Source organism: Actinacidiphila sp. bgisy167, from assembly GCF_057707665.1.
This window is the reverse complement of the sequence record NZ_JBYIQP010000083.1, coordinates 20,280-32,225: the sequence shown is the minus strand read 5'-3', so window position 1 is coordinate 32,225 and position 11,946 is coordinate 20,280. Positions and strand designations below refer to the sequence as shown.

Genomic DNA, 11,946 nt, shown 5'->3' with positions numbered 1-11,946 from the left:
CCCCCCCCCCCCCCCCCCCCCCCCCCCCCCCCCCCCCCCCCCCCGCGGTGGCTGTCGCGCCGTTCAGGCGGTGACCGTCTCGCCGGGCAGCGTCAGGTCGAGGTCGACGATGCGCTCGTCGCCCGTGTGCCGGGCGGCCGAGGCGAGGGGACCGTGTCCCGCGGCGCGGGTGGCCAGCACATACGACCCCCCGGCCGGGACGGCGATCGCGTAGCTGCCGTCCTCCGCGGTGACCGTCGCGCCGGCCTGCCGGCCCCGGTGGTCGATCAAGGTCACCTTGGCGCGGGGTACGGGAGTGCCTTCGGCGCCCACGACCCGGCCGCGGAAGCCGCTGACGACCTGCTCCGCACGCGCCGGACCGGCCTCCTGGGCACTGGCCGCGCGAAGGTGCGGGCCGGAGCGCCGGCCGGGCAGGCCGATGGCGAGCAGCAGGCCGACGACGACGGCGCCGGTGGCGATGAGGAAGGAGAGGTGGAAACCGTGCAGGGTGGGCACGGCGACGCCGTTCACATGGTGCGCGGTGTTGGCCAGGACCATGCCGATCACGGCGCTCGACACCGACGTGCCGACGGACCGCATCAGGGTGTTCAGGCCGTTGGCGGCACCCGTCTCGGAGGCGGGGACCGCGCCGACGATCAGCGCGGGAAGCGAGGAGTACGCCAGACCGATGCCGGCGCCGAGGACCACGGAGGTCAGCACCGTCTGCCAGACGGCGTCCATCAGGCCGATGCCGCCGCCGTAGCCGGCGCCGATCACCACCAGGCCGATGATCAGCGTGGTCCTGGGGCCGAAGCGGGCGGACAGGCGGGCGTAGACGGGGGCGGTGAACATCATCGTCAGGCCGAGCGGGGCGACGGCCAGACCGGCGACGACCATGGACTGCCCCAGGCCGTAGCCGGTGGCGACGGGCAGCTGCAGCAGTTGGGGCAGGACGAGCGAGACGACGTAGAAGGCGACCCCGACCATGATCGAGGCGAGGTTGGTGAGCAGCACCTCGCGGCGGGCGGTGGTGCGCAGGTCGACCAGCGGGGCCTTCATCCGCAGCTCCATCACTCCCCACAGCAGGAGCACGACGACGGCGGCGGCGAACAGCCCGAGGGTGGTGCCGGACGACCAGCCCCAGTCGCTGCCCTTGGTGATCGGCAGCAGGAACAGCACGAGGCCGGCGGACAGGCCGAGCGCGCCGAAGAGGTCGAAGGAGCCCTTCGCGCGCATCGGGGACTCCGGCACGACGAGCAGGGCGAGCACGATGGCGAGCACGCCGAGGCCGGCCGCGGCGTAGAAGAGCGCGTGCCAGTCCGCGTGCTGGGCGATCAGCGCCGCACCCGGCAGCGCCAGGCCGCCGCCGACGCCGATGGAGGAACTCATCAGCGCCATCGCCGAACCGAGCCGCTCACGCGGCAGCATGTCGCGCATCAGCCCGATGCCGAGCGGGATGGCGCCCATGGCGAAGCCCTGCAGCGTACGGCCCACGATCATGGTGAGCAGCTGACTGGTGACGGCGCTGATCACAGCGCCGATCACCATGACCGCGAGGCTGATGATCAGCATGCGGCGCTTGCCGTACAGGTCGCCGAGCCGGCCCATGATCGGCGTGGCCACGGCGCCCGAGAGCAGGGTGGAGGTCAGCACCCAGGTCGCGTTGCTCGGGGCCGTGTGCAGCAGCTGCGGCAGATCCTTGATGACCGGCACGAGCAGGGTCTGCATCACCGCGACAACGATGCCCGCGAAGGCGAGTACCGGGACGACCGCCCCGCCGGCTCTCCGGGTGGGCAGGTCGGCCGTCGTGTGCGTCATGGGGTGAGGCCTCCGGGCAGCGGTAGGGGACCGTGGTCCAGGTCGTCGTAGGGCGTACGTAAGGGGCAACCCGTATGCCGAGGCAACTATTCCGGCCCCTCGGATGCCACCCCTGCGGCCTGCGACCGTTTTGTCGGCCTATAGGGCATTTCGCAGGCATTTTTTGGGGCGCTGCAGCCCTTTCTGTGATCGCAATGTGATCTTCCCGTGGACAACGGTCGGGGGCGCGAGCGGTCTGAAAGGCGTGCGCCCGAGGTGGCGCACCGCTCAGCCTGCTGCATCCCTTTGCCTCCGACAAGGAAACGCTGAATGAGACGTCCCTTCCGCCGATCGGTTGCCCGGGCAGCGATCGGGCTCGTGGCGGCCGCCGCTCTGGCCGCCGGCTTCGGACCCGCCGCCTCCGCCTTCGCCGAGGACGGCGCTCCGCTGCCGGTCGCCATCACCGGCCAGAGCCACGTGGACCTGTCGCTCCAGAGCGATCACGAGGACTCGGACGAGCCCCAGGTCACGCTGCGGCTCGCCGCGCCCGGCAGTGACGAGCCGGGCGACGACGGGGTCATCCCGGTCGTCCACCAGGGCTCGTACACGATCAAGATCGACGCCAGCGGTCTCGACGGCGTCGCCGCCGTGAAGCTGCCCTGCGCCGCGAAGGGTCTGACCGCCGTCTGCGACGGCTACGAGATCAACGCCGGGGAGCGGTACAACGAGATCGGCGACATCCGCCTCGCCGTCGACGCCGACAGCGCGGCCGGCGACTTCGGCACCATCAAGGTGACCGGCGAGGGCGAGGGCGTGGACTTCACGCCGCTCACCATCGATGTGCTGGTCGGCGGTCCGGAGCTGCTGGGCCGCAAGCTCTCCGAGCCCAAGGGCTTCGCCGCGGGCGACACCTACGAGGCCCCGGTCGGCTTCCGCAACGTCGGCGGCATGGCGGCCGACGGCACCGTGCTGCACGTCCACGGCTCGCGCGGGCTGAGCTTCCCCGACAGCTACGGCAACTGCGCCTACAAGCAGACCACGGACGGGTCGCTGCTGTACCAGGGCACCGACGTGATCTGCACCTTCCCCGGCACCTACAAGGCCGGTGCGGCCTACGCCCTGTCCGAGCCGCTGAAGGTGAAGACGGCCGAGTTCGCCCTCTACGACATCGTCAACTACGGGTTCTCCGCGGTCGGCGCGCAGAAGGCCAAGGCCCTGATGGAGGGCGACGGCTACACGCCGGGCACCGGCGCCCCGCTGACCCTCGAGGAGCTTCCCGGCGCCGCCGCGGGCGACTACGCGCGCTACGCCGAGGTCGACCTTCCCAGCGGCAACACCTACGACCTCGTGCTGACCGGCGCCTCCGCCCAGGGCAAGGCCGGCGACACGGTGAAGGCGGAGATCGGCTTCCGCAACGACGGGCCGGCCTGGATCAGCTCGCTGCGCAGCGGTGGCGAGCCGATCGGCTTCACCGTGACCATCCCCGAGGGGGCGAAGGTGACCAAGACCCCGAAGGGCTGCGGCGCCACGACCATCGACGAGGGCGTCAAGGGCTACCTGTGCTGGGTGGGGACCCCGCTGCTGGAGCACACCAAGGTGAGCTTCCCCTTCGAACTGCGCATCGACAAGGTCGTGAAGAACGCCAGGGGCAAGGTCGCCCTGCCGGAGCTGATGAGCCCGAACGAGGCGGACCACTCCAACAACACGGCGTGGATCGTGCTGAACGGCACCGGCGACGACGACGCCGGGGGCGACGGCTCGCAGGGCTCCTCCGGAGGCCCGTCGGCCACCCCGAGCCCCACCGCTTCCGACGACGACACGTCGGGCTCCGCCGGAGCGTCCGGCAGCGGCGGCGCCTCGTCCTCCGGCGGTGACTCCGTCGGTGACTCCACCAGTGGCTCCGGGGGCGGACTGGCCCTCACCGGTGCCGGCGGCGCGCTGCTGTTCGGCGGCTCCGGGCTGCTCGCTCTCGGACTGGGCGCCGTGATCGTCGTCGTCGTGCGGCGCAGGAACGCCGCCGCCTGACCTCGCACCACCACCGCCACGCGTCGGCCGCCGCGCCCTTCGGGGCGCGGCGGCCGTCGTCGTGCGCCCTCCTGCGTCTGCGGCGCGGGCGGCCGATGAATGCCGCACCCGGGTCAGGGAATGTCACACCGCACGACAGCGCTGGTGACAGGGGTGCAGTGCGGACCCCACCGGGTCCGCCGCACCCTGTCCAGTTCTCGAAGAGGAGAAGAACGCCCATGTACCAGCGCATCCTGGTCGCCGTCGACTCGAGCCACTCCCACCGGCCCGCCCTGCGGACGGCCGGCGACCTGGCCCGGCTGACCGGTGCCGCGGTGCACGTCGTGCACGTGCTGGCCTCGACGGTCGCCTTCGACACCGTCACACCCCTGGAGGAGGACTCCGAAGCCGGCGCCGTCATCGACGAGGCCGTCGCCACGCTCCACGGCATGGGGGTGGAGAAGGCCGACGGCGAGCTCGTCCGCGACGTGACCACGCAGCAGGTCCCCGGCGCGATCTCCGACGCGGCCGAGCAGTTCGACGCGGACCTCCTGGTGCTCAGCCCGCACCACCGCGGCTCGGTCGCGGCCTTCTTCAACCCCCGCGTCAGCGACGCCATCGCCCACACCAGCCGCATCGCGGTGCTGCTCGTCCCCGAGGAGGCCACCGAGGGCGGTGACTCCGCCGCCTGACCGGGCCGCTTAGCCCCGCCCGGCCTTGGAGGCCGGGCGGGCAGCGCTTCCACGCCGTACTTCTCGAAGAGGTCGAGCATGGGACCCTGGAAGCGTTCCGGTCCCCACGGGGGCACCTGGACGCCGGACATCGGAGCGTCGCCGCCCTCCGCGAACAGCCCCTCGGAGCCGCCCGGCCGGGCCGCGTGTCAGCCGATGGCCCTGAACCGGTGACGCGTCCCGCGCGGGCAGCGCACCTGGTCGCCCGGCCCGGCGCGCAGCGGACCGGGAACAGCCGGCCGGACGCCCGGCGAAGGGCCGGCTGTGGCCGGTCCAGGCCCCCTCCGACGGCGGCCTTGACGCGGCGTCGGTGCGGAGGAGGACCGTTGGGCGTCGCACCCCCGCGGACGCGGCTGCCCCTCAGTCCTTGCGCATGTCCCGGTAGGCCTCCAGCACGCGCAGCCATACCTCGCTGATCGTCGGGAAGGCCGGGACGGCGTGCCACAGCCGGTCCACAGGGATCTCCCCCGCGACGGCGACGGTCGCCGAATAGAGCAGTTCCTGCACCCCCGGGCCGACGAAGGTGACGCCGACCACAGTGCCGCGCTCCGGGTCGATCAGGACGCGCGCCCTGCCGCGGTAGTCCTCGCCGTACTGCACGGCGCCGGCGAGCCGGCCGATGTCGTAGTCCACGACGTCCACCCGGCGCCCCGCGGCCAGGGCCTCACGGGTCGTCAGTCCGACGGAGGCGACCTCGGGGTCGGTGAAGACCACCTGCGGCACGGCCTCGGTGTCGGCGGTCGCGACGTGCGCGCCCCACCTGCGGTCGTCGACGGGTTCGCCCTTCGCCCGGGCAGCGATGACCGCTCCCGCGATCCGCGCCTGGTACTTCCCCTGGTGCGTCATCAAGGCGCGGTGGTTGACGTCGCCCGCCGCGTACAGCCAGCCGTCGGCGACGGCCGTCACCCGGAAGGTGTCGTCCACGGTCAGCCAGTCGCCGGGGACGAGGCCGACGGTCTCCAGCCCGAGGTCCGCGGTGCGGGGGGCGCGACCGGTCGCGAAGAGGATCTCGTCGGCGACCACTGTCCCGCCGTCCGCCAGGGTGACGCGCACGGGAGCGTCCGGGCCTCCCTCGCGCGCCACGGCGGCCACCGAGGCGCCGAGACGCACCTCCACACCGGCCTCGCGCAGGGCGTCGGCGACCATCTCCCCGGCGAACGGCTCCATGCGGGCCAGCAGCCCGCCGGACCCCCGCACCAGCACGACCACCTCGGAACCGAGCGCCCGCCACGCGGTGGCCATCTCGACGCCGACGACACCGCCGCCGACCACCACCAGGCGCCCCGGGGCCTCGCGGGCGCTCGTCGCCTCGCGGTTGGTCCAGGGACGGACCTCGGCGAGCCCCGGCAGCTCCGGCAGCCGCGTCGTGGTCCCGGTGGCGACGACGACGGCGTGCCGCGCGGTCAGCCGGACCGTGCCGCCGTCCGGCGTGTCCACCACCACCTGACGGGGACCGTCCAGGCGGCCGTGGCCGCGCACCAGATCGACGGAGACGGAGTCCAGCCATGCGACCTGGTCGTCGTCCTTCCAGTACGCGGAGAGCCGGTCCCGGTGGGCGAGGACCTCGGCCACGTCCAGCGGCCCGCCGACCGCGCCCTTCAGGCCGGGTATGCGGCGCGCGTCGGCCCGCGCCACCACGGGCCGCAGCAGTGCCTTGCTGGGCTCGCACGCCCAGTACGAGCACTCGCCGCCCAGGAGTTCGCCCTCCACGAGCACCGTGTCCAGTCCTGCGGCGCTCGTCCGGTCGGCGACGTTCTCACCGACGGGTCCGCCGCCGATGACCACGACGTCGTACTCCCGGGACGCGCCGCTGATGGCGTGACCCGCCAATTCGTCGATCTTCATGGCCTTCTTCCAAACGATGGGGGGCGGAGGGGACCGGCCGGAGGCCCGCCGTGCCCGGAGGGGGTACGGCGGGGCTGCGGGGGACCCGGGGGTCGAGGGGTCCGAGGAGCATCCGGGGCGCAAGGGCTCGAGGTACTCGGAGCAGGCGGAGCACTCCGCCCACCGGCAGCACTCGGAGTGCGAGCCGCTCGGACATGACGGCATGTGCCGGGGAGGGCGGCCGGGTCAGCGTCCCGGCAGCCGCTCGGTGACCTCCTGGAGCGCCCAGCCGTTGCCGTCCGGGTCCGCGAAGGTGGCGAAGGAGCCGTAGCTGGCCCGCGTGGGGTGCGGGCCTGCGACCCGGGCTGTCTCACCGGCGTGGTGGAAGACGCCGCCCGCGTCGTGGAAGACCTCGCTGATGTCGACGCCCCGGGCCGCCAGTTCGGCCCGGGCGGCCACGATGTCCTCGACGACCAGGTGGAGGCCCTGCGCGGAGCCGGGGGCGGCGGTGGTGACGCCGTCCCCGAAGAGGATCGAGGCACCGGAGCCCTCCGGGGTGAAGTGGACGACGCGGAAGCCGTCCTCGCCGACGTAGTCGACGTCCAGCCGGAAACCCAGCGCCGCGTAGAAGTCCTTCGCCCGGTCCACGTCGGACACCGGCAGCACCACAACCTCGAGCTTCAGCTCCATCACGTTCTCCTGTCTCCTCATATCGTCACCGCTTTGACTGGTGACGAGAATGACCCACCCATACGTAACCTGTCAAGGCGGTGACGTACACCGGGCCGCCTCGCACGCCCCCGCGCCCGGACGGGCACCGCACCCGCAGGGAGACCGAGATGATCACGCCGTCTGTGACAGGCCCCGGGCGCAATCGCGGCGGGGCGCGACGCCGTGCGGCGGTCGGCCCCACCGCGGGCTGCGCCGATCGGCGGAGCCGTCGCCGCGGAGGGGCTTCCTCGCGGCTGACGCGGGCAGGCATGGAACCGGAGGTGCGTGGTCCATGCCCAGCGGTGACGTGCTGGTCCTCGTCGACGAGGACGGCCGGGTGCTCGAGTGGGGACGTGCGGCCGAGGAGCTGTTCGGCCGCTCCGCGGAAGAGGCCGTCGGCCGGTCCCTGGGCGCGCTCCTGCGCGGGACCGACTTGGACGCCGGCAGCCTCGGCACGGGCTCTCCCTGCGGGCTCCCCGTGCGGATCGAGCCGGTGCTGCGCGGCTCGTCGGTGCTGTGGCGGGTGCTCGCGGCAACGGACCCGGCGCCGTCGCAGCAGGACGCGGCGGTCCTGCGGACCGTCTTCGCCCACTCCCCCATGGAAGTGCTCGTCCTCGACCCGCAGTTGCGCGTGCTGCGTATGAGCGCCGCCTTCGGCGGGTCGGGTGGTGGCGCACGCGCCGGCGGGAGCCCGCCGCGGCGGCCCTTCACCGAGGTCTTCGCGCTGGATCACCCCGAGGCGGAGGCGGCCGTGGCCCGACGGGTCCTGGAGAGCGGGGAACCCGTCCTGGACCGGCTCGTCCGCGGTGCCTGGGGGCCGGGCCGGCCCAAGGACCGCGTACGCTCCGTCAGCTACTTCCGCCTGGAGGACCGCCGGGGTGCGGCGCTCGGAGTGGTGGCGACCTCCGTCGACGTGACCGACCGGGTGAGGGCACAGGGCCGCCTGGACCTGCTGGACGAGGTACACACCCGACTGGGGCAGGTTCCGAACGTGGGGATCGTCTGCCAGCAGCTGGTGGACGTGGTGGTGCCCGCCCTCGCCGACACGGCCGTCGTCGAGATCGTCGACGACGTCGTGCGCGGGGAGGAACCGCCGAAAGTACCCGTCCACCGGGACGTGCCCGTGCGGCGCGCCGCGGTCCGGGGCGGGTCGGCGTACCCGGTGGGCGAGGTGCGTCCCCTGCCGGCCGGGACCCCGTTCGCGGAGGTCCTGTCCGACCTCCGCGCGCGCCTGCTGCCGGTCGAGGAGCACGCCCCGTGGCTGGCCGCCGACCCGGTCCGTGGGGCCGTCATCCTTGAGCGCGGTGCCCGTTCCCTGATCGTGGCCCCGCTGACCCTGCGGGACCAGGCGCTGGGTGTGGTCAGCTTCTACCGGGGGCAGGGACGGGCCCCCTTCGACGAGGACGATCTGCGGACGGCCTCGGCCGTGTGCGCGCACGCCGCCCTGTGCGTCGAGAACGCCCGGCAGTACATGCGCGAGTGGATCATCGCCTCGACCCTCCAGCGCAGACTGCTCCCCGGGCAGCCGGCGCTGCGGCCGTCAGTGGAGGTGTCCCAGCTGCACCATTCCGGTCCGGAGGGCGGCGGGGCGTGGTCCGACGCGATCCCGCTGCCCGGCGCGCGGACGGCTCTGGTCGTCGGCGAGGTGGCCGGGCACGGCATGGTCGCGGCCATCACGATGGGGTTGGTGCGGACGGCCCTCCACACACTCGCCGGCCTCGACCTGCCTCCGGACGAACTGCTGGCCCGGCTGAGCGAGACCGCCGGCCGGCTCGCCGCCGCGTCCGCCGCGCTGCCGGGGCCTGGCTGCGCGACGCTCGACATCGGATGCGCCATCGCGGTCTACGATCCGGTGGAACTCACGTGCGTCATCGCGCGTGCCGGCCTGCCCGAGCCGGTCGCCGTGCTCCCGGACGGCACCTCGGACGCCCTGGCCGTCCCTCCTGGTCCGCTGCTCAGCGGACCGGACGACGCCCCCTTCCCGACGACCACGGCCGTCCTACCCGCGGGGAGCACCCTGGCCCTGGCGACGGGCGCGTTCGCCGAGCGGGTCCTGGCGCCGTCGGCGCCGCTGCGCCCGCTCCTGGACGGCGCGGTCTCCCGTCCGCTGCCCGAGGTGCGTGACGCCATCGCCTCCGCGTTCGCCGGATCCGGCGGCAGCGACGAGGCGGAGTTGCTGCTGGCCCGCACGAGCGCGCTGCCCGCGGACCGGGTGTTGACCCGCGTGCTGCCGGCCGGCGCCGAGGCCGCGCCCTTGGCCCGCGGGGCCGTGCGTCGCCGGCTGGCGGCCTGGGGCGTGGGCGAGGAGACGGCGTTCACCACCGAGCTGATCGTCAGCGAACTGGTCGGCAACGCCGTGCGCTACGGCGCTCCGCCCCTGCGACTGCGCATGGTGCTCGAGCAGATGCTCACCTGCGAGGTGAGCGACACCGCGGTCGGCGCGCCCCATGTGAAGCACGCGCGCACCGTCGACGAGAACGGGCGCGGGCTGTTCATCGTCGCGGGCCTCGCCGACCAGTGGGGGGTGCGCTACCGCGGGCAGGGGAAGACGGTGTGGGCCCAGCAACCGCTGGGCCCCCGGGAGGACGGCCGCTGATCCCGCGCGGACGGCGGCACCGGTACGGGCCGGCGGCGCCTCCGGCACGACAGGGGGAGGCGCCGCCGAGCGGGTGGGGTGGGACGGCGCACCCGCGGCCTGTCGTCCGGGGCGGGTGCGCCGTCGCCGCGGGGTCAGCCCGCGAGGCCGCGGTTGAGGGCGGCGGTGAGCTTGATGACGCGCTCGGTCTGGATGCGCGCGGCGGTGCGGGTGGTGTCGCCGACGGGGTTGTTGCCCTGGGCGTCCACGTGGGAGGTGCCGTACGGGTTGCCGTCGACGAACTTGGCGGGGTCGGTGTAACCGGGGGTCACCACGATGCCGCCGAAGTGGTGGATGGAGTTGTAGAGGGCGAGCAGGGTCGACTCCTGGCCGCCGTGCGAGGTAGCGGTGGAGACGAAGCCGCTGTACACCTTGTCGGCCAGCCTGCCCTGCGCCCACAGTCCGCCGAGGGTGTCGATGAACTGCTTCAGCTGCGAGGCCATGTTGCCGAAGCGGGTGGGGGTGCCGAAGATGACCGCGTCGGCCCACTCGACGTCGGCCGCGGTGGCCACCGGGATGTCGGCGGTGGCGGCGTGGTTGGCGGCCCAGGCGGGGTTGGAGTCGATCGCCGCCTGCGGGGCGAGCTCCGCGGCCTTGAGCAGGCGCACCTCTGCGCCCGCCTTCTCCGCGGTGTCGGCCATCTCCTTCGCGATCTCGGCGATGGTGCCCGTGGAGGAGTAGTAGACGATCGCAAGCTTGATCGACAAGGTGGTTCCTTTCGTGGGGGACCCTCCCCCGGTGGGGGTGTGCGGTCCGCGAATGCCGGGGCCGTGGGGGAAACGGGCCGGTCGTTGGTTGAAGAGTAAACCTTCTAGTTGAAAACTTAACAACAATGGGGGCGTCTCTGTCCACCGGCGGCCGTGCGACGAATGTCACGCCGACCGCCCGGCCACCGGGTGCGCTCCGCACCGCCCGGACCGGGGACCGCGGCCGGCCCGTGCCACGACGGCCGCGTCGTCCTCGATGCGGCACGGGTCATGCGGGCCACCACGACGCCGTTCAAGTCCCTGAGGACGACGGGACATTAGGGGCCGGGAGATGTCGCCGCCGGCCACCGCCCGCCGACCGCGCGGCCGGGCCCGACGCGGAAACAGCCGCGCACCGGCCCGGTGCGGAGCGGCAGACGGGTCCGGGTGACCGCCCGCGGGCGGTCGGCTCGCGCTTTGAAGTTGCCGCCCGTTCTTGATTCCATCGCGTCGGTGACGTCATGGGGAGGGGATGGAGGACCTCGTGGAAACCGACGGACCGCTCGCCTGGGTCGGCGTGGACACGATGGCCGAACAGGCCTACCGCCTCCTGCTGTCCCAGGAGAGCGCGACCGCCGACGACGTGGTCGCCGCCCTGGGCGTGTCGGCGAAGGAGGGCCTCGCGGTCCTCGAACGGCTGCACCGCGCCGGGCTGATGAGCCGCCGCTCCTCCGGGGAGTTCTTCACGGTGGACCCCCGGCACGCGCTGCGCGCGCTGGTCGAGGCGCGCGAGCGCCAACTGGAGGCGGTGCGCGACGCCACCGGACCGCTGGGGGAGCTCTTCGACACGGCGAGAAGGGCCCGTGACGGCGGGCCGGGCACCAGCGTGATCAGCGGCCTGGAGTCCATCGGGGACCGCTACTACCGGCTCAAGCAGTCCGCGCGGACCGAACTGTGCGCCCTGGACCGCCCGCCGTTCCTCCTCGCCCCGAACGAGCCGCTCGACGAGGCGGCGGTGCGGCGCGGGGTCCGGGTACGGGCCGTCTACGCCGCCGCCAGCTTCGAGGCCGAGGGCGGCTGGCAGGACCTGGGCAACCTGGTGTCGCGCGGGGAGGAGGCCAGGGTCGTCCCGGCGTTGCCGATCAAGCTGGCGATGGCCGACCGTTCGGCCGCGCTGGTGTCGCTGACCCTTGCCGTCGGAAGCGCGGAGTACCTGTACACCGAATCCCCGCCTCTGCTGGAGGCCCTGGGTGAACTCTTCGAGAACTACTGGTCGGCGGCCTCCCCCTTGACTGAGTCAACCGACTGCGGCACGCTGCCCGGCAAGGCGACGGCCGGAGTCGAACGGGCACGTCAACCCACCGACGAGGAACGGACGTTGTTGGCCCTCTTCGCCGCCGGCGTCAAGGACGAGGCGATCGCCCGGCAACTCGGCATCTCACCGCGGACCCTACGCCGCAGGATCCAGGACCTGTTCGCCGAACTCGGCGCCACCAACCGCTTCGGAGCGGGGGTCGCAGCGACCCGCCGCGACTGGATCTGACCGCAAAGCGGTGGCCCGTTCTGGCCACTGACCGGT

Annotated in this window: 8 protein-coding genes; 4 read left to right on the top strand and 4 right to left on the bottom strand. The window is 73.4% G+C overall.

The features are described from left to right. Window positions 1-63: 63 nt before the first annotated feature. A complete protein-coding gene (locus AC3ET4_RS25420; protein ID WP_431953279.1) occupies window positions 64-1,797 on the bottom strand; it encodes an MFS transporter in 1,734 nt (577 codons plus the stop codon). A gap of 309 nt (window positions 1,798-2,106) precedes the next feature. Between AC3ET4_RS25420 and AC3ET4_RS25415 the strand changes: the two genes are divergently transcribed. Further along, window positions 2,107-3,801 carry a hypothetical protein gene (locus AC3ET4_RS25415; RefSeq protein WP_431953277.1) on the top strand — a complete coding sequence of 565 codons (1,695 nt, stop codon included), beginning with the start codon at window positions 2,107-2,109 and terminating at the stop codon, window positions 3,799-3,801. A gap of 218 nt (window positions 3,802-4,019) precedes the next feature. Then, window positions 4,020-4,472, top strand: coding sequence for a universal stress protein (locus AC3ET4_RS25410; RefSeq protein WP_431953275.1), 453 nt, complete (start codon window positions 4,020-4,022; stop codon window positions 4,470-4,472). 399 nt (window positions 4,473-4,871) lie between these two features. On the opposite strand, the gene AC3ET4_RS25405 is transcribed toward AC3ET4_RS25410, so the two are convergent. Both AC3ET4_RS25405 and AC3ET4_RS25400 read right to left on the bottom strand, forming a co-directional pair. Beyond that, complete coding sequence (locus AC3ET4_RS25405; RefSeq protein WP_431953273.1) at window positions 4,872-6,356, bottom strand: dihydrolipoyl dehydrogenase family protein; 1,485 nt, start codon at window positions 6,354-6,356, stop codon at window positions 4,872-4,874. 225 nt (window positions 6,357-6,581) lie between these two features. Next, window positions 6,582-7,025 carry a VOC family protein gene (locus tag AC3ET4_RS25400; protein ID WP_431953271.1) on the bottom strand — a complete coding sequence of 148 codons (444 nt, stop codon included), beginning with the start codon at window positions 7,023-7,025 and terminating at the stop codon, window positions 6,582-6,584. Window positions 7,026-7,338: 313 nt separating this feature from the next. On the opposite strand from AC3ET4_RS25400, the gene AC3ET4_RS25395 reads away from it, so the two are divergent. Beyond that, a complete protein-coding gene (locus tag AC3ET4_RS25395) occupies window positions 7,339-9,642 on the top strand; it encodes an ATP-binding SpoIIE family protein phosphatase (protein WP_431953269.1) in 2,304 nt (767 codons plus the stop codon). A gap of 134 nt (window positions 9,643-9,776) precedes the next feature. Here AC3ET4_RS25395 and wrbA read toward each other — a convergent pair whose 3' ends face one another. Next, window positions 9,777-10,388: an NAD(P)H:quinone oxidoreductase gene (gene wrbA / locus AC3ET4_RS25390; protein WP_431953267.1), complete on the bottom strand. Its 612-nt coding sequence runs from the start codon at window positions 10,386-10,388 to the stop codon at window positions 9,777-9,779. A gap of 523 nt (window positions 10,389-10,911) precedes the next feature. Between wrbA and AC3ET4_RS25385 the strand changes: the two genes are divergently transcribed. Next, window positions 10,912-11,910, top strand: a complete 999-nt coding sequence (locus AC3ET4_RS25385; RefSeq protein WP_431953265.1) for a helix-turn-helix transcriptional regulator — start codon at window positions 10,912-10,914, stop codon at window positions 11,908-11,910. The last annotated feature ends 36 nt before the right edge of the window (window positions 11,911-11,946 follow it).

Bases quoted from the DNA above. Each gene is read 5' to 3' on its own strand.
- AC3ET4_RS25420 (WP_431953279.1), bottom strand. From the start codon at position 1,797: ATGACGCACACGACGGCCGACCTGCCCACCCGGAGAGCCGGCGGGGCG.
- AC3ET4_RS25415 (WP_431953277.1), top strand. From the start codon at position 2,107: ATGAGACGTCCCTTCCGCCGATCGGTTGCCCGGGCAGCGATCGGGCTC.
- AC3ET4_RS25410 (WP_431953275.1), top strand. From the start codon at position 4,020: ATGTACCAGCGCATCCTGGTCGCCGTCGACTCGAGCCACTCCCACCGG.
- AC3ET4_RS25405 (WP_431953273.1), bottom strand. From the start codon at position 6,356: ATGAAGATCGACGAATTGGCGGGTCACGCCATCAGCGGCGCGTCCCGG.
- AC3ET4_RS25400 (WP_431953271.1), bottom strand. From the start codon at position 7,025: ATGGAGCTGAAGCTCGAGGTTGTGGTGCTGCCGGTGTCCGACGTGGAC.
- AC3ET4_RS25395 (WP_431953269.1), top strand. From the start codon at position 7,339: ATGCCCAGCGGTGACGTGCTGGTCCTCGTCGACGAGGACGGCCGGGTG.